Below are 21,536 nucleotides of genomic sequence, written 5' to 3' on the forward strand. Positions count from 1 at the left end.
CTCAAACTCATCTTGTCCTCACTTATAAAACTGGACTAAGGGCTAATATTGAATATATAGGGGTTATTACTCAACAATCAATGCTAAGCGCTAAAAATATGAAAAATAATATAAAAAAAGGGGCATTGCGCCCCTTTTTACTATTAAATGTTTAAAAATCTAACACTAGTCTGCAGATGCAGCCTTGTTCTCTGTATTTTCATAAATCAAAATTGGTGCTGATTCAGCATTAATTACAGATTCATCAATCACAACTTTGCTAACATTATCAACTGAAGGTAGATCATACATAGTATCCAGTAAAATGGCTTCTACAATTGAACGCAAACCACGAGCACCAGTATTTCGTGACATCGCTTTCTTTGCAATTGCAGTGAGCGCTTCTTCACGGAACTCTAAGTCAACACCTTCTAAATCGAATAGTGCTGAATACTGTTTAGTCAGTGCATTTTTCGGTTCTGTTAAGATCTGAATTAATGCACTTTCATCAAGTTCGGTTAGTGTTGCAGTCACAGGTAAACGACCGATAAACTCAGGGATAAGACCGAATTTAACCAAATCTTGTGGTTCAACTTTAGCGAAGACTTCAGATAAAGTGGCTTTTTCAGCTTCACCTTTCACTTCCGCTGTAAAACCAATACCACTGTTAGTGTTAGTACGCATTTCAATCACTTTGTCTAAGCCAGAAAATGCACCACCACAGATAAATAAGATCTTAGATGTGTCTACTTGTAAAAACTCTTGTTGGGGATGCTTACGGCCACCTTGTGGTGGTACTGAAGCAATCGTTCCTTCAATCAGTTTTAATAATGCTTGTTGAACACCTTCACCCGATACATCTCGAGTAATAGATGGATTATCAGATTTACGCGAAATTTTATCAATTTCATCAATATAGACGATACCACGTTGCGCTTTTTCAACGTCATAATCGCATTTTTGCAATAATTTCTGAATAATATTTTCAACATCTTCACCAACATAACCAGCTTCAGTTAATGTTGTTGCATCAGCCATAGTAAAAGGTACATCAAGAATACGTGCTAGTGTTTCAGCTAATAATGTTTTACCACTACCCGTTGGACCAATTAGCAGGATATTACTCTTACCTAGTTCTACACCATTTGATGTATCGCCATTACGTAAACGCTTGTAGTGATTGTATACCGCAACAGCTAACACTTTCTTAGCATGGTCTTGACCAATGACGTAATCATCGAGCTTGCCACGAATTTGATGCGGTGTCGGTAATGCATCACCTTCACGTTTTGGTGTAATTTCTTTAATCTCTTCACGAATAATATCGTTACAAAGATCAACACATTCATCACAAATGTAGACAGATGGGCCAGCAATTAATTTACGTACTTCATGTTGGCTTTTGCCACAAAAAGAACAATAAAGTAATTTACCGTTATCCCCATTTTTTGTTTCTGTCATTCGATAACCTCACATTACAGGTGAAAGCCCAGTGCCTAATCTTTATTATGGCTAAAAGACAATCGTCCTGTCAAAAATTACTTAATCACGTTTTGTTATTACTGTATCGATAAGACCGTAATCCATCGCTTCAGCTGACGTCATAAAATTATCACGATCAGTGTCTCTAGCAAGACGGTCATACTCTTGACCAGTGTGCTCAGCTAATATTTCATTTAATTTACGCTTAGTTTTAATAATTTCATTCGCGTGAATTTCAATATCAGATGCTTGACCTTGATAACCACCTAAAGGTTGGTGGATCATGATCTTAGCATTAGGTAGTGCGTGACGCTTACCTTTTTCGCCACCAGCAAGAAGGAATGCTCCCATGCTTGCAGCCATGCCCATACAAATCGTAGACACATTAGGCTTGATAAACTGCATGGTGTCATAAATTGACATGCCAGCACTGACAGAACCACCTGGTGAATTGATATAAAGGAAAATATCTTTATCTGGGTTTTCTGATTCTAAGAAAAGTAACTGTGCAACCACAAGATTAGCCATATGGTCTTCAACCTGGCCAGTCAAAAAGATTACACGGTCTTTTAAGAGTCGAGAATAAATGTCATAAGAACGCTCGCCTTTAGCTGTTTGTTCAACAACCATAGGTACTAACGTGTTTGACGGCGACTCTGTGATATTATTAAAGAATTGTGACATATTATCATCCCTAAATAAAAATGGCCCAAGTGAAATACCCCCACTCGAGCCATTATAGCGCTTAATTACGTATTTTGTTCAATCGAATCAACAATTATGCGTTTTGAGTCGCTTTATTCATTAGTTCTTCAAACGCAACTTCTTTTTCTGTAACATTTGCTTTTTCTAATACTAAATCAATAGCTTGGTCTTCAACAGCTACGTTACGAACGTTTGCTAGTGCTTGCTCGTTGTCTTTGTAGTGTGCGATTACTTCAGCTGGATCTTCGTATGCAGAAGCCATAGATGCGATCATGTCTTGAACACGTGCGTCATCTGCAGTGATTTCATTTGCTTTGATGAATTCACCAAGTACTAGACCAATTTTAACACGACGGCTAGCTTGTTCCGTGAATAGTTCATCAGGAAGTTCTGGCGCGTTTTGTGGTGCCATTTGGCCAAAACGTTGCATAGCTTGTTCACGTAATGTAACGATTTCTTGCTTAATTAGTGCAGCAGGAATGTCGATGTCATTTGATTCAACTAGCGCGTCAAGCACTTTAGTTTTTGTGTCAGCTTTGATAGCTTGCTCAAGTTCACGGCTCATGTTTTTGCTGATTTCAACTTTTAGAGACTCAAGCGTACCGTCTTCAACACCGAATTTACCTACAAATTCAGCATTAATTTCTGGTAATTCTTGCGTTTCAACAGCGTTTAGCGTGATAGCGAAGCTTGCAGTTTTACCTTTTAGGTTTTCTGCATGGTATTCTTCAGGGAAAGTTACTTCAACAGTGAACTCTTCGCCTGCAGATTTACCTACGATGCCTTCTTCGAAACCAGGGATCATACGACCTTGGCCCATCGCTAGTGTGAAGTCTTCAGCTTTGCCGCCTTCGAACTCTTCACCGTCGATGCTACCGTTGAAGTTAACTTTAACTTGGTCGTTAGCTTCAGCAGCGCGATCAACAGCAACCCACTCAGCGTGTTGCTTACGTAAAGTTTCGATCATGCCATCAACATCAGCGTCAGTTACTGAAGATACTGATTTTTCGATTTCAATTGCTTCAACACCAGCAACTTCGAATTCAGGGTAAACTTCAAGCGTTGCAGTGAAAGAGAAGTCTTCGCCTTCTTTAACTTGTGCAGGTTCAAGCGTTGGAGCACCAGCTAGGTTTAGTTTTTCAGCTACAATTGCTTCGTAGAAGTTACGTTGCATGATTTCGCCAGCAACTTCTTCAGCTACAGCAGCGCCAAAACGCTTTTTGATTACTTTAGCTGGCACTTTACCTGGACGGAAACCATCGATACGTTGAGTTTTTGCTAAACCACGTAAACGGTTTTCGATTTCTTTGCTAACTGTTGCAGCTGGAACTGTGATAGTTAAGCGGCGCTCTAGGCCTTGAGTCGTTTCTACAGAAACTTGCATTTAGATACCTCTAATTAATTTATAACATTTCCAACTGGAAATTTATGACGCGACATTATAGCTAGCAGCAAGAAAAAAATCGAGCATTGCCACTCTAAATAGCACTTTAATATTATATTTGCTTATAATGTATGGATGAAAAGTTAAAATTCAAGAACAAAAATGATTTTTATGGGTAAATAAGATAAAAAAACAACAAATTTACAGTTTATATCTTAACTTTGGTTAATTACTCACCATCCCACATAGATCACTAATCCAGCCTACTTACCCAATCTAATGTAGAGTCCAAGTATACCCAAACTACTTCAAGATGCAAAATCAGGGTGCAGGGTGCAACATCCGTCTACGCAGTTGATAATGAGAATTTACACTATAATAAATTTGGTGTTAGCCAGATTTATTCCATTAAACTTGCTTTAGGAGTTGCTATGACCCTTTTCGAGATTGAACGTGCATTTCTAGACTTTACCAATCAGCTAGAATCACTCAAAGACAAATATCCCAACCCAGAAATGATGCAGCATATTGATAATCTCATGACCGACACCCAGATTATCAAATTAAAAGTGATGCGCTTAGATAGTGTAAAAGAACAAGACCAACAACACTTATCGCAATCAGTGGTCTGTCACATTTCTAAGTTACAAACACAAATTACAGCACTAAAACAATCATTTGAAATAATAACCTTCAATGCTTGAGGGAGAATGCAGAAAGTAATTTATCTTCACAACAAAGTAGCACAATTAACATTTCTGTAACTATACTTCTGCAAATAACAGTGGATTGTTAAATGCTTAGAGCAGTAGCAGGGAAGAAACACAATTCACTCATTATCTGATCTATATTTTGCGAGTCATTATGGATAATTTTGAGGGAGGTTATGTGCGCTTATTAAAACCAATAATAACAATAAACACACTTATACTAGGGATGGTTTCCACACCACTTGTTGCGCAGCAGTCAACGCTGAATATGACGGAGGGCGTCACCGGTATCAGTAATACTGTTTACAACTTACACATGACAATTCTTTATATTTGTATTGCGATTGCCGTGATTGTTTTTGGCATTATGTTTTGGTCTTTATATCAACACAGAAAGTCTAAAGGCGCGGTCGCGGCAAAATTCCATGAAAGCACGACCGTTGAGATAATTTGGACTGCGATCCCCATCGTGATCTTAATTGGTATGGCTATCCCATCAACGCAAGCGCTAATCTTAATGGAAGATACCACCGAAGCTGATATCACCATTCAAATCACCGGTTCGCAATGGAAGTGGCATTATCGTTATTTTGATCATGACCTTGAGTTCTATAGCCGTTTGACCACCAGCCAAGCTGAAATCAACAACGAAATAGAGAAGCAACCGCACTACCTACAAGAGGTGGATAATCCGCTGGTATTGCCGATCAATAAAAAGGTCCGTTTTCTAATCACGGCTGATGATGTCATTCATTCATGGTGGGTGCCTGCATTTGCAGTAAAAAAAGACGCCAACCCCGGTTTTATTAATGAGGCTTGGACCAAAATAGACACTCCCGGAACCTACCGCGGTCAATGTGCAGAGCTATGCGGTAAAGACCACGGCTTTATGCCAATTGTGGTCACGGCATTAGAGCCTGAAGCATTTGATGATTGGCTAGCCCAAGCGCAAGTTACGGCCAAACAGCAGTTACAAGCAGAGCAGCAAAGTCTGACACAAACCATGGATATGCCAACCATGATGTCACTCGGTGAAGACGTTTATAATCGCACTTGTTTAGCTTGCCACCAAGCAAGCGGACAAGGTATCCCCGGTGCATTCCCCGCATTAAAAAATAGTCCTGTCGCACTTGGCAATGTCAACAAACACATCGATATTGTCCTACACGGTGTATCAGGCACTGCAATGGCATCATTTGCAAAACAATTAACGAAAAAAGAACTCGCAGCAGTTATCACCTACGAACGTAATGCATGGGGTAATAATACCGGTGATATTGTACAACCTTCACAAATAGATGCGGCATTAACTGGTAATAACCAGTAATTCAAGGGACTGTCAAATGAGTGAGATAGAATTAAAAGACAATGCTGATCAACCCATCTTGGATGTGCCAGCAATAAAAATACACACAGATCACCACAGCGCGCCGCAAGGATATAAACGTTGGCTATTTTCAACTAATCACAAAGATATAGGCACATTATATCTATGGTTTAGTTTAACGATGTTCTTTATTGGTGGCGCAATGGCGATGATCATTCGCGCAGAATTATTCCAACCCGGCCTGCAATTAATTGAACCCAACTTCTTCAATCAAATGACCACATCACATGGACTAATTATGGTGTTTGGTGCGGTGATGCCAGCCTTTGTTGGGTTGGCCAACTGGATGTTACCCTTGATGATTGGTGCGCCAGATATGGCGCTACCACGGATGAATAACTGGAGTTTTTGGATCTTGCCCTTTGCATTCTCTTTATTACTCTTATCATTATTCACCGAAGGCGGTGGTCCTAACTTTGGTTGGACCTTCTACCCGCCACTATCCACTCAATACAGCCCTGACAGTACCGCCATGTTTGTATTTTCCATTCACTTGATGGGGATAAGTTCGATCATGGGGGCAATCAATGTCATCGTCACTATTTTCAATATGCGTGCACCGGGCATGACATTAATGAAAATGCCGATGTTCGTGTGGACTTGGTTGATAACCGCCTTTTTATTAATCGCGGTTATGCCAGTGCTTGCTGGTGCTGTGACCATGATCCTGACCGATAAATATTTCGGTACCAGTTTTTTTGATGCCGCAGGTGGGGGGGATCCGGTATTATTCCAACATATATTTTGGTTCTTTGGTCACCCCGAAGTCTATATTATGATCTTGCCATCATTCGGCATCATTTCCGCCATCATTCCAACGTTTGCCCGTAAACCGTTATTCGGGTATCACTCTATGGTATACGCAACAGTTTCTATTGCCATCCTGAGTTTCACCGTATGGGCTCACCATATGTTTACCGTTGGTTTACCGCTGGCCGCTGAACTGTTCTTTATGTATTGCACCATGCTCATCTCCGTGCCAACGGGGGTGAAAATATTTAACTGGATAGCAACCCTGTGGCGAGGATCGATTACCTTTGAAGTTCCGATGCTATTTTCACTGGCATTTATCGTGCTATTTACCATCGGTGGTTTTTCGGGGTTGATGCTGGCCATTACCCCTGCTGACTTTCAATACCATGATACTTACTTTGTTGTGGCTCACTTTCATTATGTACTGGTGACAGGAGCCGTATTCTCTATTATGGCAGCCGCTTATTACTGGTTACCAAAATGGACCGGGTACATGTTCAATGAGAAACTTGGTCAGTGGCATTTTTGGTGTTCACTTATCTCCGTCAATCTGTTGTTTTTCCCGATGCATTTCTTAGGGCTTGCAGGCATGCCACGCCGTATTCCCGACTATGCACTACAGTTTGCCGATATTAACAAGATAGTCAGTATTGGTGGTTTCTTGTTTGGTCTTTCTCAGCTGATTTTTGTTGCTGTCGTAATCATGGCGGTTCGCGGCGGTAAAAAAGCCCCGGCCAAACCATGGGAAGGTGCAGAAGGATTAGAATGGACAGTGCCATCCCCTGCCCCTTATCACACCTTTGAAACACCACCGGAGGTAAAATAATGACCACGCCAAAAATAAAAAAACACCTACGACTGCTAATTTTCAGTGTCGTTGGTATGTTCGGATTCGGTTTTGCGCTCGTGCCTTTATATGATGTATTTTGTGATATTACCGGACTAAATGGTAAAGATTATAGCCGCGCAGAAGCAGTACCCATGTCGATTATTGACGAATCGAGAACGGTTAAAGTCGAGTTTGTTACTTACTTAAATAAAAAACTGCCTTGGCAATTCAAGCCTGAAGTGAGGAGTGTTGAGCTACATCCAGGTGAACGCTATCAAGTTAGTTTCGTGGCGATTAATCAAAGCGACCAAGATACATTTGGTCGCGCCGTGCCCTCAATTACCCCAGGTTATGGCGCCCAATATTTGGTGAAAACGGAATGTTTTTGCTTTCAAGAGCAGATGTTAGCGGCCAACGAAGAAGCGATGATGCCACTTATCTTTTATATCGACCCTAATATTCCAGCCGATATATCAACGTTAACCCTCGCCTATACACTGTTTAAAAATGAGCCAACAGAAGTCGCGATGCGCTAGGAGTCCAGTAATGCCAGATAAGAATGAATATGCCAACGCCCCAAAGCACTACTATGTGCCAGCCAACAGTGTTTGGCCTTTCGCCGGGGCTATCGCGCTCTTTATCATTGCCATAGGGGCAGCAACGACAGTTCAACAGGTAAGTAATAGCGGCACTAACAGCGGCATTCCGATTTTATTCGCCGGCATCGGCATATTACTGTTTATACTCATCAGTTGGTTTCGGAATATAATCACCGAATCGATGAACGGGCTATACAATAAGCAACTTGATCGTTCCTTTAGAATGGGTATGTTGTGGTTTATTTTTTCAGAAGTGATGTTTTTTGTGGCGCTATTCGGAGTATTATTTTATCTGCGTAATTTATCCATTCCTTGGTTGGGTGGTGAAGGCAATAATGCCATGACCCATGCGGTAATTTGGTCTGATTTCATTCCTCAGTGGCCATTAACTATCACCCCAGACGGACGAGAAACACAAGCGATGCCTTGGTATGGTTTGCCGCTAATCAACACCATTATACTGATTAGTTCATCAGTCACCTTACATTTCGCCCATCACAATCTGATAGCAACACAGCGTACAAGGTTAGTTATCTGGTTATCCATTACCGTGGCCTTAGGTGTTACCTTCTTATTTTTTCAAGCTGAAGAGTATATTCATGCTTATCATGTATTGTCATTAAAATTTGATTCGGGTGTCTATGGCAACACTTTTTATTTACTTACTGGCTTCCATGGTATGCACGTAACACTCGGGGTCATCATGCTCACCGTCATGCTGTTTCGTATCATCAATGGACATTTTACGCCGGGTAAACATTTTGCGTTTGAGGCTGCTGCTTGGTATTGGCATTTTGTGGATGTGGTATGGATCATTTTGTTTGTCTCTGTCTACATTGTTTAGTGACAACGCCAGTAACGACTTTTGCGCTGACTATAAAAAATGAGATGATTTCGATGCCAAACAAGCTAAAATTAACTATATACCCAAGCTACTTCAAGATGCACAATCAGCAAACAGAAAGGAGAGGATGTTCAAGGCATGAAGTCGAGGATTTAGTTATTCTAAATCAAGACTTCATAACGCCGAAGATACCTTCATTCGGTTTGCCCTACGGGAGGCAAGCAGAAATAACAGCACAGCGTTGCAATATTTAATAATGGAATAACCATTATCTACATATTGCGCCTTACTCTGATATCCCTGCTCGTCTCTGATATAGCATCTTGAAGTAGCTTGGGTATAAGCTTACTTGGTATCGTCTTTTCTCATCAATTGCGACTCGCTCTTTGACTTCACCAACATTAATCTTTAGAATCTGCGGAAATTAGCGATGGAGAAATCAAATGGAAACTTTAACGATCACCCGCCCAGATGACTGGCACCTGCACCTTCGAGATGGGGATGTTTTAAAACATACTGTTGCTGACATTAGCCGTTACATGGGTCGCGCAATCATTATGCCTAACCTTGTACCGCCAGTAACAAATGCTCAGATTGCCCAAGACTATCGTCAACGTATCTTAGCTAACGTACCAGCCGATTCTTCATTTAGTCCATTAATGACTATCTATCTTACCGATCAAACCACTGCTGAAGATATCCGCACTGCCAAAGCAACCGGTATTGTTTATGCGGCTAAGCTTTATCCAGCTGGCGCAACGACAAATTCATCATCAGGTGTAACATCAATTAAAAATGTTTATCCTGCGCTACAAGCATTACAAGATGCGGGTATGCCTTTACTGTTGCACGGTGAAGTAACAGATGCCGATATCGACATTTTTGATCGTGAAAAAGTTTATTTAGATACGGTCTTAACATCCGTTATTGCTGATTTCCCAAATTTAAAGATTGTGCTTGAACACATTACCACTGCGGATGCGGTTGAGTTTGTGAATAATGCCAGCGACAATGTCGCAGCAACAATCACAGCGCATCATTTATTATTCAACCGTAACCACATGTTAGTGGGTGGCATCAAGCCACACTACTATTGCTTACCAATCTTGAAGCGTAATACCCATCAAGCGGCACTTATTAAAGCGGCAACGAGTGGTAGCAACAAGTTTTTCCTTGGTACCGACTCTGCGCCACATGCTGATGATAAAAAAGAATCTGCTTGTGGTTGTGCTGGCGCTTATACCTCACATGCTGCAATAGAGCTGTATGCTGAAGTATTTGAGCAACAGAATGCCCTTGATAAATTAGAAGCATTTGCCAGTTTCAATGGTCCTGATTTTTATAACTTACCACGCAATGCTGACACCATTACATTAGAAAAATCTGCATGGCAAGTACCGACAACACTACCTTTTGGTGACGCGAAAATGGTACCAATCAGAACGGGCGAAACTATCGCTTGGCAAGTGAAATAACGGTTGATTAAGTTAACCTTGATCTCGCGTTAATCATAGCAATTCTGATAGCCTTCTATCCCAGCGGTCTTCGCTGGGATAATCCTCTGTAAGCCGTTAATTAATTTTAATTTTCTACTGTTTTCCTACCGCTTTATAAAAATATCTCTATCCTTAAGTCTATGCTCAAAATACGCGTTTATAACACTATCCAAGCCGTTATTTTTTAAGGTTAAATATGCAAACTTTATTTAGCTCGATACAATGCTATAAACTCTCCACACGCTTAATCAGCTTTGTTCTGTTTAGCCTGCTCGCGATTGCGGTTTGTTTAAAATTAGGGTTATGGCAACTCTCCCGCGCACAAGAAAAACAGGCGCTATTAGATATCGACCAACCTACGCTCACATCACTCACTCAAATAACCGCGAGCAGTTTGCATCGAAAGGTATCTTTATACGGTTATTTTGATAATGAAGCGCCGATATTATTAGATAATCAAACTTACAAGAAACAGTTCGGCTATCATTTATACCTTCCTTTTCACAGCGATAAACAAACTATTCTTGTTAACCTTGGTTGGTTAACGGGTTCAGCGACACGCTCATCGTTACCTGATATTCCGCACTTCACAGGGCATTATCAGTTAGCAGGTACTTTAAGTGCCCAGCAAGGTTCACCCTTGCTTCTCGGTGAGAATATCGCACCGACTACACAAGGGCCTTTGGTTATACAGCGTACTGATATACCGCAACTACGAACCACACTAAACATGCCACTCAATCCACTACTATTACAACTAAATCCAGATTCTCACATCGGTTTTAGCAAAACCTGGACGATAACGGTAATGCGACCCGCTAAACATACGGCGTATGCAGTCCAATGGTTTGCTTTAGCATTTGCGTTAAGCTTATCGAGTGGCTACTGGTTAAAAAAATATCAAACACCATCTAAGCACATGCAAGATAAGGATTAGTCATGCAGAAAAAGCCATTATTCATCATCCTAGGTTTATTTATAGCGCCTATTTTAATCGCTAAATTAGTGCTCGTTAATGACTGGTATCAAGGGGCTAAAACCAATACTGGAGAGCTCTTATCCCCACCGCTAGCAATGTCACAGCCACCACAAGCATGGCTACTGCTCTATAACCCCAGTGAAAAATGCGCACAACAATGCCAACAAAGTTTATGGCAAATGCAGCAGGTACATACGTTACTGGCCGCGGAAGGAAAGAGAGTACAGCGCTATCTCACTAAATACCCAGAAACCGTCATCCGTCCAGAAAGCTTATCTCGCGATCACGTTGAAATATCAACCCTAGCAAGATTGCAATTAAGCCCAGTAAACCAACAGCAATTATCCACGGATACACTATATTTAGTTGATCCATTAGGAAATATTTTCATGCACTATCAATATCCAACAGATAGAGCAGCGGCAATAAAGGTATCCGCGGGGTTATTAAAGGATTTAAAGCGCTTACTTAAAATATCTAAAATAGGGTAAGCATTGCAATAAACAAGGATTGTCTATGTCGAAACTGCTCAACCTGACACTGAACCTAACAATAGCGCTGGCCTTTCTAGTGATTGCACTAGGGGCTTATACGCGCTTAACCGAGGCCGGACTTGGTTGCCCTGACTGGCCCGGCTGTTATGGCTTTAATACGGTTCCAACTAACGCACAAGACATTGCGTCAGCCCAACAAGCTTATCCAGACCAGCCTTTGCACGCGGAAAAAGCATGGAATGAAATGTTACATCGCTATGTAGCAGGACTATTAGGCACGTTAGTTTTACTGATCTTCATAATCTGTGGCAAACGCAAACAACACGTTCGATTAGCCACTTTCTTAATTTTATTAGTTTTATTTCAAGCTGCGTTAGGGATGTGGACAGTAACAATGAACTTAAAACCCATTATCGTGATGGGCCACCTGCTCGGTGGGTTTAGTATTTTAACCTTGCTGGTATTGTTGCGATTACGGCTATCTAAGACCACAATGGCAGCAACCCTGTTATCCCCGCCTTTAAATGATGTCGGCCATAATATATTACCCATACATAGGCAACGATTAGCCCGCGTTCAATTATATTGTTGCATTGCGCTGCCAATAGTCATAATTCAAATTGCACTCGGCGGTTGGACAAGTTCAAATTACGCCGCCATAGTCTGTACTGAGTTTCCTATTTGTAACGGCGACTGGTTAAGCCGTTTTAATCTCAATGATGTATTTAGTCTCAGTCCAGTAGCTGAGACTTATCAGTTTGGTGTGCGAGATACGATTGCCAGAATCAATATCCATGTCACTCATCGCATCTGGGCAGGTGTGACTATCATTTATTTGTTGCTCACCGCTTATCAATTACTCAAACATCAACCAGAAAGAAAGATACGTTTAACTGCCCAAGTCCTGCTTGTCATTCTTTGCGTACAGGTCAGCTTAGGCATCGCTAACGTTATGTTCCAGCTGCCACTGGGTATCGCAGTAGCACACAACCTGGTTGCGGCGATCTTACTTATAACCTTAGTCACCCTACTTTGGTTCAACCAACAGCAACTGCAAGAGGTGTTATGAATACGCAATCCATTATATTAACGCTTACACCCAACTGGCGCGCTTACTATCAATTAACCAAACCTAAAGTTGTGGCACTACTACTGCTCACGGCATTAGTCGGTATGGTCCTTGCGCTACCCACCTTACCCTCTCTCAGTTTATTAGTACCCGCATTAGTTGGTATTGGCCTGCTATCAGCCGCAGCCGCAGCCTACAACCATATTCTCGACCAACGTATTGATGCCATCATGACCCGAACCCACCAGCGGCCATTAGTACAAAATACCATTAGCACACCAAAAGCATTACTCTTTGCTACTAGCATGGCAATAATAGGGATGGTGACACTTTTTGTGTTTGTAAATGCGTTAACCGCTTGGTTAACCTTTGCGAGCCTGATTGGCTATGCGGTGATTTACACCATGTACTTGAAACGTGCAACCCCACAAAACATTGCCATCGGGGGACTCGCGGGCGCGACACCGCCACTGCTTGGGTGGACGGCAATGACTGGTGAGGTGACAGGCCAGGCTTTACTGCTGGTGATGATTATTTTCATCTGGACACCGCCACATTTTTGGGCGCTGGCGATCCATAAAGAAAAAGAATATGCCAAAGCTAAGATACCTATGCTGCCAGTGACCCATGGCGCTGAATACACTAAAACGCTGATATTGCTTTATACGTTACTTTTACTCCCCGTAACCTGGCTACCTTGGTTAACCCAGCTCAGTGGGTTACTCTATTTAATTGGCTCAACCGTCCTCGGGATCAGCTTTATTTATTACGCTTATCGATTAAAATTCAAACCCACTCGAAAAACGGCATTTCAAACCTTTAAATTCTCAATCATACATTTAATGGTGTTATTTATATTATTGTTAGTCGATCATTGGCTAATAAATTCTTAATACCAAAACCACCACTAATCACTAAGCCATTCATTATTAAGCGTAATATAGGCACCTGAAATGGGTGTCTGTATTACCCTCGTATCGTAAATATCTTCAACAAATAAATAAAACAAAGCTTTACACTACAATTTTCAAAGGGAATGAATTGTTATATGGGATCAACCTCTAAATAACAGCGATAGCGACTGTATTGATAGTTGTATTTTCGAATTAACGCGCTATCATAGCGACATAAAAATTTGAGGGATTAAAAAAAAGTTTAGCCCCCATTATTCTGCCTAACCAGAGACGGTTAGCGCGCTAATTAATTATTTAAGCTTATATAACTTAAGCATCTGCTGAGGAATTACTATGATCAGTGTATTCGATATCTACAAAATTGGTATTGGTCCATCTAGTTCTCATACTGTTGGTCCAATGAAAGCTGCCAAACAATTTATCGACGACCTACGAGCGACAGGGAAGATCCGCGACGTCACTCAAATCACAGTGGATGTGCATGGTTCATTATCGTTGACTGGTAAAGGTCACCACACTGATATTGCTATCTTAATGGGTTTAGCAGGTAACTTACCTGAAACTGTTGATATTGATGCAATCCCAGAGTTCATTCACCGTGTTGAAACAACACGTCGTTTACCAATCGGTCTACATTGTCATACTGTTGATTTTCCCGCTTCAGCGATGAACTTTATTGATGAGCCGCTTCCACTACATGAAAACGGTTTGAAAATTCATGCTTACATCGATGGTGAAGTAGTATTTACAAAAACTTACTACTCTACCGGTGGTGGTTTCATCGTTGACGAAGAAAACTTCGGTTTAACCCAAGGTGATACTGCAGATGTTAAATACCCATTTACCAACGCCGCGGAATTAGTCGTACACTGTAACGACAATGCATTATCTATCAGTGCATTAATGTTAGAAAATGAGCGTTCTTTCCGTAGTGAAAATGAAACATACCAATCGTTTTCTAACATTTGGACCGCAATGGCTGAATCTATCGAACGCGGTTGTAAAACAGAAGGTTTACTTGCGGGTCCATTACGTGTACCACGTCGTGCTGCCGCGCTTAAACGTCAGCTAGAAGCTAATGATGGTTTTAACACGGATCCAATGGCTATCATTGATTGGGTTAACATGTTCGCACTTGCAGTGAGTGAAGAAAATGCAGCCGGTGGTCGAGTAGTAACAGCACCAACCAATGGCGCAGCGGGTATCATCCCTGCCGTATTAGCTTATTACAATAAGTTTATTCGTCCGCTAACGCGTGAAGAACAGACTAAATTTTACCTTGCTTCGGGTGCTATCGGTATCCTATACAAAACGAATGCATCTATCTCGGGCGCAGAAGTAGGTTGTCAAGGTGAAGTGGGCGTATCATGCTCAATGGCAGCGGCTGGTCTTGCTGAATTAATGGGTGCGAGTCCTTCACAAGTTTGTATCGCGGCTGAAATCGGCATGGAGCATAACCTAGGTCTAACTTGTGATCCTATCGGTGGTCAAGTACAAGTACCTTGTATTGAACGTAACGCGATTGCCGCAGTAAAAGCAATCAATGCTTCACGTATGGCAATGCGTCGTACGAGCGAGCCTTGTGTATCGTTAGATAAGGTTATCGAAACTATGTACGCAACAGGTAAAGACATGAATGCTAAATACCGTGAAACGTCACTGGGTGGATTAGCAATTAAAGTACTTAATGTCGGCGATATCAAAAAAGCCCACACCTGTACTTAATCTGACTCAAACCTAAATAAACATACATTATTTAGGTGAAGCTCGAAAAAAGCCAGAATGTGCTCGTCACTATTCTGGCTTTTTTATCCGTAAAACCCGCACTTAGACTACCCCATAACAGGTATTACCCGCCCCTCACCCCTTTGATTACTGATTTATCTAAATGCTCAGTACCCCATGAGAAAAAACCTCATACTTTCAGGTGTAAATAGCAGTGAATAGGTCAGAGACTAATGACTTTAGCGGCGAATTATTCTTTACTCCTCATTAGGTCACTTATTCTATTTTTATCGCACGACGTAACCAGCTGTCCGCTCTGCAAACATGAGGGAAAAATTCAATGAAAGCACTCACTCTACCCGACATGGGGTTCCTATATTGCGAAACGGTATCACGTCCAAACCATGTAGCTGCAATGCAAATTTTTGATATACCAACCGACTACCAAGGCGATTATGGTGAAGATTTGTATCAACAACTGATGCAATTTACACAAATAGAAAAACCATTTAATTATAAATTACATACCGCTTATTCGGGGATGATGCACTGGCAAGAAGATGAGAACGTTGATCTTGATTATCACATTCGCCGCGTGCAATTACCCCAACCAGGAGCTCGAGAGCAACTCATTGAATACGTAGAGCATTCACACTCAAATTTAATGGACCGTAGCCGTCCATTATGGGAGATGCATTTAATTTCAGGGCTGGCTAACAATCAATTCGCCATCTACCTTAAATTGCATCATGCCTTTACTGACGGTGCTAAAGCGAACAAAATAATCCTTAGCTATTTATCGCCACAAGCCGATGGGCCATTACAAGCATTTTGGAGCAATAAGGGATTTGAGAGTAAGCAGAGTGAACCTAAAATAAAAGCGGGTTTGGTCGATAAATTAAAACAAAACAGTGCCATTATAAGCAAACAAGTACGCGCAATACCGTCAATTATAGGACTAGGATCTAAGTTAATCTTACAAGGCGTAAATGTTTATAAAGCCAACTTTCCAACCCCTTTTACATCGCCTAAAACACCGTTTTCAGTGAGCCCAAAACGAGCACGCCGAGCGGCAACTAGCCTGCTGCCGCTGGCACGTATAAGGAACATAGGAAAAATAGCGGGAACCACGATAAATGATGTCGTGGTATGTATTTGTGACATCGCTTTACACCGTTATTTAGCTGATCTAGATTATCAGCTAAATCAGCCTCTCACGGCACAAATACCGGTGAGTCTACGCGATCCTAACGATATAACATCGAATAATCGTATTGCCATCACTATGGTTGAATTAGGTCATAGCAACGCAACTCCGCTGACCCGTCTGATGGCCATCAAAGATGCTTGTGACAAATTAAAACAAGAAGCCAGCTTATTATCCGATGAGGTGCTAACAAGCTACACACTCGCCAGCCAAGGTCTAGCCGTAATAAGTGAATTACTGAAACTCGACGATGTATTACCACCGGTCGGAAATGTACTTATCTCTAATGTGCCCGGTCCACGTAAGCCTATGTATATGATGGGAGCAAAAATGCTGGAGTGTTTCCCGCTCTCGGCGCTGCCACCGGGGATGTCACTGAATATCACCTTATACAGTTATATGGATCATCTCAATGTCGGCTTAATTGCATGTCGAACGAACCTACCCGATCTGACGAAAATATCAACTTACATTGAAGATGCATTCTCCGAATTAGAACAAGTAGTCATGAATAGTGCAATCGATATTGTCAGTGAACAAATCGCACAGCTTACCCAGGATAATGGATTATCAAATAGTATGCAGGAATTGATTGGTGTCATTAACGATAATGCTTGTTCAACCGTCACATTGAACACACCAGTACCAGTGCAGAAAGACAAACAGAAAAGGATAAAAAGGCAGGCAGTTAAAGAAACAGAGCAGGCTGAAGATATTCTCGACTAAACTCAAGATATTCTCGGCTAAACACAAAGAGTTAGCCGAGTGAATACAATCTCGTTACCTTGTTGGTAGCGGGATCTCTTTAAACATTTCATCAATCTCTTCTGCTGTTTTTAGCATAATCGCTTTATCAACAACATCTCGCGTTAAATGAGGGGCAAAGCGTTCCATAAAATCATACATGTAAGTCCGTAAGAAGGTGCCTTTACGGAAACCAATTTTAGTCGTGCTCGACGTAAATAAGTGACTTGCATCAATGCGCACTAAATCATCATCGGTTTCATCGTCAAATGCCATGGTGGCTAAAACACCCACACCAATACCTAATTTAACGTAGGTTTTGATCACGTCGGCATCCGTTGCGGTAAACACAATTTTAGGTTCTAGTCCGGCTGCATCAAACGCACAATCTAATTCTGAACGGCCGGTAAAACCAAATACGTAAGTAACAAGCGAGTATTTGGCAATATCTTCAACCGTGATCTTACCTACTTTCGTTAATGGGTGACCCGGTTTGACGATAATAGAACGATTCCAGTGATAACAAGGTAACATCACCAAGTCACTGTATAAATGCAATGCTTCAGTCGCAATCGCAAAATCAGCAGTCCCCTTAGAAACCGAATCACTGATCTGTGCTGGCGTACCTTGGTGCATGTTGAGTGACACATCAGGATAACGTTCAATAAAACCTTTAATCACTTTCGGCAGTGCATAACGCGCTTGAGTATGCGTTGTCGAAATATTTAACGTGCCTTTAGAAGGATGGGTGTGCTGACTCGCCACCGCTTTAATACTTTCAACCTTGCCTAGAATATCAGCAGCAATACGAATAATATCTTTACCAGCTGGCGTCACTTTAGTGAGATGTTTACCACTACGCTCAAAGATCTGCACACCAAGTTCATCTTCTAACATACGCACTTGCTTACTGATGCCTGGTTGCGAAGTATAAAGACTTTCTGCTGTCGCTGACACATTCAAATTGTGATTGAGGACTTCGACTATGTATCTAAATTGCTGTAACTTCATTCGTGATATGCTCTATATTCCAAATAATTAATTGTATTCTAACAAAACAATAGCAGAATACTGTTATTTCTTATTAATAAGATATCCTAAGGATCATTACTTTTATGCCGACCAAAGATATGATGACACCTTTAGACGATAACATTAAACCAAGCAAAGACACAGTTGATTATGCGTTGATCCTAACATCTGCGGTACATGATATGAAAAATTCATTGTGCCTGTTATTACAATCAATTGAATCGATGTCTGCAGATATTAACCCTTCGCAAGATGACCGGAAACACGGCGCTAAACTCGCGGATTTACACTATGAAGTATTACGCCTTAACAGCGGCTTAATCCAAGTACTTTCCCTGTACCGCAATGACAAAGATCAGCTACCATTAAATATTGCTGAATGTTTTATTGCTGATTATTTCACTGAATTTTGCATCAAAAATCAGCTGTACAGCGACAGCAACAACATAGCTATTAATATTAACATTGATCCCGACCTGGCTTGGTACTGCGATCACAATTTAATTAGCTACTTATTATCCGACGTGTTTATCAATGCCCTTCGTTATAGCAAAGGCAAGATCCTCGTTACCGCAAACATCGTTAATAAGCAGCTGGTAATAGAGATTGCCGACAACGGTGCAGGCTACCCAGATAGCATGTTACAAGCTCAGCACGACTCAATGGCGGAGTTAAGCAGTAAGCAGGGACGCACTGGTTTAGGTTTATATTTTGCTCGATTAATTGCTGACGCACATATAATTAAAGGGAAAACAGGACATATATTGCTAAGTAATGGGGGCGAACTTGGTGGTGGTATCTTCACCTTAATACTACCTTAAGTAAGGTATTTATAGTAATATCTTAATACCGCAGCAAAATTAGGTTTATTATACAATGAAGCTCACTCTTATGATCATCGCGATTGCTGTTCTATTATTTTTGGTGATCGGTTATAACATCATCTTACAATACAAGCGAAAAGCGGAAACAGAAAAGCGTCAGATAATCATAAAGCACAGGCAAGTCATTGAAGAAGCTGAAGAATTATTACTGAACTCGACATCATTACCTTACAGTAAAATACTGACGCTGGTCATACACAGTCGCATGCATGACTCACTTGCAGCCACATTACAAATGGACCCGAGCCTGCCGCAAGTACGTCAACGCTTAACCAATGTCAAAGCGCAAATGGCGCAATTAAGAGAAAGCTCCGTTCACTTAGAAGATAAAATTTTCCGTTCTCCGAACTCAGATCGTGAAGCGATAGTATTACTGCAACAAATCAAAAAAATTCGCGCGGTATTACGTGCAGAGCATGCCAAAAGTAAATTAAATACCCAAACCTTCGTTATTGAAGATCGTAAACTTGAATTGATGCAACTGAACGTCAACATTGATAATTTATTGAAACGCGCTTACGAAGCACGAGCAACGCGTCAATTTGGCTCTTGTAAACAATTGCTACGTAAAGGCATTGATACATTAAATAATATTAATGATAAAAATGAATCCCTTCTCAGTAAACACCAAACATTGATATCATTGCTTAATGAAGTGAATGAGCAACTCACTCAAGCATCATCAGATGACTTAAAAGAGCGCCAAGAAAAAGAAGACGAGAAGAATGAACTTGATTTGTTATTCCAACCAAAACAGAAATGGTAACAAGAATTGAATAAATAATTGAATAAATAATTGAATAAAAAGCACGTTGTGATCGCTAAATCGTTTAGCCATCACAACGCCATTACGGTACGAATCAAGACTAGCCTTTTACACTATCCTGTTCAGCTCGACGCTCTAGTGAACCAAATTCTGCCGCTAAATCGAGTCCCAGTAATTCTCTTCTTAACATATCTAAGGCAACATATAGCGCCACCGTTCTGATGCCTTGACGGCTCCATCGCGGGATAAATAGCAACTGACTGTAAGTATGTGTCTTGCTCGCAAGCGCAAAAGCAACAGTGCCGACCGGCTTTGCTTCGCTACCGCCACCAGGTCCGGCAATCCCCGACACAGCAATACCAAAATCCACACCGGCATTCGACATGGCGCCTTCAGCCATCTCTGCTGCAACCTCAATTGATACCGCACCATGCTTGTCTAGCGTCGCTTTATCGACATTGACTAAACGACACTTAGATTCGTTACTGTAAGTCACATGACTGGAATCAAGGTAACCAGAACTCCCCGCCACGGCAATTAACTCACTGGCAATCAAGCCACCTGTACACGACTCGGCTAGAGACAAGGTATGGCCTCTTTCCAGCATCAGCTTCTGTAAATATTGCGCAAAAGATCCATCACCGTCCATTAGCACAAACTTATCTAACTCAGCAAGTACTTGTAACCTAGCCTTCTGTAAATCAGCGGCATGTGTCGATAATAACTTGACCTCCACTGTCGGAAAGTCAACGCGAAAACCTAAAGTGATAGTATCAGGTAAATTTAACGCGCAGAGCTGCTCGTTTAACGTCGATTCAGAAATACCAAAGGTTTTAATTTTGATTAAAGTCGGTATGGTAACAGGCGTAAATCGCTGTTGAATATCCGGTAATATTTGTTCAGTAACCATGTGTTTAAATTCACTTGGTACACCCGGAGTAAAGTAAAAACGTGCGCGGTTAAATTGAAAACTAAAACCACAAGCCGTGCCGACCGGGTTATCAACAACCTCACTACCTTGTGGTAGCCAAGCTTGTTTTTCATTACTCACTGATAAACTGCGATTGGATTTAGCGTATTTAGCAACTAAATGGTCATACCATGCTTGTGAACGCGTTAATGGCACGCCCATCGCTTTGGCTGCTGCTTCAGCACTTAAATCATCCGATGTTGGTCCTAACCCACCATTCATGATCACTACGTCAGCACGATGGCTGGTTTCAGTAATGATATCGATAAGCGAGTCTAAATCATCAGCCACCGTATGGCGCCGGGTGAATTGACGACCTTGATGGAAAAAGTGTTGTGATATCCATGCCGCATTGGTATCGACAATTTGACCTGATAATACTTCATCGCCAGTACTAATAAACTCAATTCGCATTAACTGTCCTTACTTGCTCTGTCCGTAAGTATAAAATAGCTGAGGAAAGATAATATTCCACAACCACTAATCACCATGATCATAGGCAATGGTGTTCCATCATGTAAGATGCTGATAATTAACCCTGCTATAGCACCAAACCCAAATCGGATCGTCGCAGACAACGCTGA

At 41.4% G+C, this 21,536-nt stretch carries 19 protein-coding genes; 14 read left to right on the plus strand and 5 right to left on the minus strand.

What is annotated here, in order from left to right; all coding sequences use genetic code 11:
* Window positions 1-165: 165 nt before the first annotated feature.
* From clpX to tig, 3 genes are all read right to left on the minus strand, one after another.
* Window positions 166-1,440 carry an ATP-dependent protease ATP-binding subunit ClpX gene (gene clpX / locus PE36_RS20910; protein ID WP_006034094.1) on the minus strand — a complete coding sequence of 425 codons (1,275 nt, stop codon included), beginning with the start codon at window positions 1,438-1,440 and terminating at the stop codon, window positions 166-168.
* A gap of 81 nt (window positions 1,441-1,521) precedes the next feature.
* On the minus strand, window positions 1,522-2,145 hold the full coding sequence (gene clpP / locus PE36_RS20915) for an ATP-dependent Clp endopeptidase proteolytic subunit ClpP (RefSeq protein ID WP_006034095.1): 624 nt from the start codon (window positions 2,143-2,145) through the stop codon (window positions 1,522-1,524).
* A gap of 94 nt (window positions 2,146-2,239) precedes the next feature.
* The gene (tig, locus tag PE36_RS20920) at window positions 2,240-3,550 is read right to left on the minus strand and encodes a trigger factor (RefSeq protein WP_006034096.1); all 1,311 of its coding nucleotides are present in this window, start codon (window positions 3,548-3,550) and stop codon (window positions 2,240-2,242) included.
* 431 nt (window positions 3,551-3,981) lie between these two features.
* Here tig and PE36_RS20925 point away from each other — a divergent pair, with 431 nt between their 5' ends.
* The 12 genes from PE36_RS20925 to PE36_RS20980 all read left to right on the plus strand — a co-directional run bounded on the left by PE36_RS20925 (window position 3,982) and on the right by PE36_RS20980 (window position 17,282).
* Complete coding sequence (locus tag PE36_RS20925) at window positions 3,982-4,254, plus strand: hypothetical protein (RefSeq protein ID WP_043994933.1); 273 nt, start codon at window positions 3,982-3,984, stop codon at window positions 4,252-4,254.
* 160 nt (window positions 4,255-4,414) lie between these two features.
* Complete coding sequence (gene coxB / locus PE36_RS20930; RefSeq protein WP_006034098.1) at window positions 4,415-5,587, plus strand: cytochrome c oxidase subunit II; 1,173 nt, start codon at window positions 4,415-4,417, stop codon at window positions 5,585-5,587.
* Window positions 5,588-5,603: 16 nt separating this feature from the next.
* Window positions 5,604-7,226, plus strand: a complete 1,623-nt coding sequence (gene ctaD / locus PE36_RS20935) for a cytochrome c oxidase subunit I (protein ID WP_006034099.1) — start codon at window positions 5,604-5,606, stop codon at window positions 7,224-7,226.
* The gene (locus PE36_RS20940) at window positions 7,226-7,765 is read left to right on the plus strand and encodes a cytochrome c oxidase assembly protein (RefSeq protein WP_006034100.1); all 540 of its coding nucleotides are present in this window, start codon (window positions 7,226-7,228) and stop codon (window positions 7,763-7,765) included. Before ctaD ends, PE36_RS20940 begins: the two co-directional genes overlap by 1 nt.
* Window positions 7,766-7,775: 10 nt before the next feature.
* Window positions 7,776-8,672: a cytochrome c oxidase subunit 3 gene (locus PE36_RS20945; RefSeq protein ID WP_006034101.1), complete on the plus strand. Its 897-nt coding sequence runs from the start codon at window positions 7,776-7,778 to the stop codon at window positions 8,670-8,672.
* Window positions 8,673-9,115: 443 nt separating this feature from the next.
* A complete protein-coding gene (gene pyrC / locus PE36_RS20950) occupies window positions 9,116-10,147 on the plus strand; it encodes a dihydroorotase (RefSeq protein WP_006034102.1) in 1,032 nt (343 codons plus the stop codon).
* A gap of 217 nt (window positions 10,148-10,364) precedes the next feature.
* A complete protein-coding gene (locus tag PE36_RS20955) occupies window positions 10,365-11,105 on the plus strand; it encodes an SURF1 family protein (RefSeq protein ID WP_006034103.1) in 741 nt (246 codons plus the stop codon).
* A 2-nt stretch (window positions 11,106-11,107) separates the two neighbouring features.
* Window positions 11,108-11,638: a hypothetical protein gene (locus PE36_RS20960; RefSeq protein ID WP_006034104.1), complete on the plus strand. Its 531-nt coding sequence runs from the start codon at window positions 11,108-11,110 to the stop codon at window positions 11,636-11,638.
* A gap of 25 nt (window positions 11,639-11,663) precedes the next feature.
* A complete protein-coding gene (locus tag PE36_RS20965; RefSeq protein WP_006034105.1) occupies window positions 11,664-12,710 on the plus strand; it encodes a heme A synthase in 1,047 nt (348 codons plus the stop codon).
* On the plus strand, window positions 12,707-13,603 hold the full coding sequence (gene cyoE / locus PE36_RS20970) for a heme o synthase (RefSeq protein ID WP_006034106.1): 897 nt from the start codon (window positions 12,707-12,709) through the stop codon (window positions 13,601-13,603). Before PE36_RS20965 ends, cyoE begins: the two co-directional genes overlap by 4 nt.
* Window positions 13,604-13,957: 354 nt before the next feature.
* Window positions 13,958-15,349 carry an L-serine ammonia-lyase gene (locus tag PE36_RS20975; RefSeq protein WP_006034107.1) on the plus strand — a complete coding sequence of 464 codons (1,392 nt, stop codon included), beginning with the start codon at window positions 13,958-13,960 and terminating at the stop codon, window positions 15,347-15,349.
* A gap of 340 nt (window positions 15,350-15,689) precedes the next feature.
* Window positions 15,690-17,282, plus strand: coding sequence for a wax ester/triacylglycerol synthase family O-acyltransferase (locus PE36_RS20980; RefSeq protein WP_043994934.1), 1,593 nt, complete (start codon window positions 15,690-15,692; stop codon window positions 17,280-17,282).
* Window positions 17,283-17,336: 54 nt separating this feature from the next.
* Here PE36_RS20980 and cysB read toward each other — a convergent pair whose 3' ends face one another.
* Window positions 17,337-18,311: an HTH-type transcriptional regulator CysB gene (cysB, locus tag PE36_RS20985; protein WP_006034109.1), complete on the minus strand. Its 975-nt coding sequence runs from the start codon at window positions 18,309-18,311 to the stop codon at window positions 17,337-17,339.
* A 104-nt stretch (window positions 18,312-18,415) separates the two neighbouring features.
* On the opposite strand from cysB, the gene PE36_RS20990 reads away from it, so the two are divergent.
* Entirely contained in the window at window positions 18,416-19,153 is a 738-nt protein-coding gene (locus PE36_RS20990) for a sensor histidine kinase KdpD (RefSeq protein WP_006034110.1), read from the plus strand.
* A gap of 55 nt (window positions 19,154-19,208) precedes the next feature.
* Entirely contained in the window at window positions 19,209-19,982 is a 774-nt protein-coding gene (locus PE36_RS20995) for a hypothetical protein (protein ID WP_043994935.1), read from the plus strand.
* A 100-nt stretch (window positions 19,983-20,082) separates the two neighbouring features.
* Here PE36_RS20995 and PE36_RS21000 read toward each other — a convergent pair whose 3' ends face one another.
* Entirely contained in the window at window positions 20,083-21,366 is a 1,284-nt protein-coding gene (locus PE36_RS21000) for a CinA family nicotinamide mononucleotide deamidase-related protein (RefSeq protein WP_006034112.1), read from the minus strand.
* Between the last annotated feature and the right edge of the window lie 170 nt (window positions 21,367-21,536).

The organism is Moritella sp. PE36 (genome assembly GCF_000170855.1).
GTDB lineage: Bacteria > Pseudomonadota > Gammaproteobacteria > Enterobacterales > Moritellaceae > Moritella.

Bases quoted from the DNA above. Each gene is read 5' to 3' on its own strand.
- clpX (WP_006034094.1), bottom strand. From the start codon at position 1,440: ATGACAGAAACAAAAAATGGGGATAACGGTAAATTACTTTATTGTTCT.
- clpP (WP_006034095.1), bottom strand. From the start codon at position 2,145: ATGTCACAATTCTTTAATAATATCACAGAGTCGCCGTCAAACACGTTA.
- tig (WP_006034096.1), bottom strand. From the start codon at position 3,550: ATGCAAGTTTCTGTAGAAACGACTCAAGGCCTAGAGCGCCGCTTAACT.
- PE36_RS20925 (WP_043994933.1), top strand. From the start codon at position 3,982: ATGACCCTTTTCGAGATTGAACGTGCATTTCTAGACTTTACCAATCAG.
- coxB (WP_006034098.1), top strand. From the start codon at position 4,415: ATGGATAATTTTGAGGGAGGTTATGTGCGCTTATTAAAACCAATAATA.
- ctaD (WP_006034099.1), top strand. From the start codon at position 5,604: ATGAGTGAGATAGAATTAAAAGACAATGCTGATCAACCCATCTTGGAT.
- PE36_RS20940 (WP_006034100.1), top strand. From the start codon at position 7,226: ATGACCACGCCAAAAATAAAAAAACACCTACGACTGCTAATTTTCAGT.
- PE36_RS20945 (WP_006034101.1), top strand. From the start codon at position 7,776: ATGCCAGATAAGAATGAATATGCCAACGCCCCAAAGCACTACTATGTG.
- pyrC (WP_006034102.1), top strand. From the start codon at position 9,116: ATGGAAACTTTAACGATCACCCGCCCAGATGACTGGCACCTGCACCTT.
- PE36_RS20955 (WP_006034103.1), top strand. From the start codon at position 10,365: ATGCAAACTTTATTTAGCTCGATACAATGCTATAAACTCTCCACACGC.
- PE36_RS20960 (WP_006034104.1), top strand. From the start codon at position 11,108: ATGCAGAAAAAGCCATTATTCATCATCCTAGGTTTATTTATAGCGCCT.
- PE36_RS20965 (WP_006034105.1), top strand. From the start codon at position 11,664: ATGTCGAAACTGCTCAACCTGACACTGAACCTAACAATAGCGCTGGCC.
- cyoE (WP_006034106.1), top strand. From the start codon at position 12,707: ATGAATACGCAATCCATTATATTAACGCTTACACCCAACTGGCGCGCT.
- PE36_RS20975 (WP_006034107.1), top strand. From the start codon at position 13,958: ATGATCAGTGTATTCGATATCTACAAAATTGGTATTGGTCCATCTAGT.
- PE36_RS20980 (WP_043994934.1), top strand. From the start codon at position 15,690: ATGAAAGCACTCACTCTACCCGACATGGGGTTCCTATATTGCGAAACG.
- cysB (WP_006034109.1), bottom strand. From the start codon at position 18,311: ATGAAGTTACAGCAATTTAGATACATAGTCGAAGTCCTCAATCACAAT.
- PE36_RS20990 (WP_006034110.1), top strand. From the start codon at position 18,416: ATGCCGACCAAAGATATGATGACACCTTTAGACGATAACATTAAACCA.
- PE36_RS20995 (WP_043994935.1), top strand. From the start codon at position 19,209: ATGAAGCTCACTCTTATGATCATCGCGATTGCTGTTCTATTATTTTTG.
- PE36_RS21000 (WP_006034112.1), bottom strand. From the start codon at position 21,366: ATGCGAATTGAGTTTATTAGTACTGGCGATGAAGTATTATCAGGTCAA.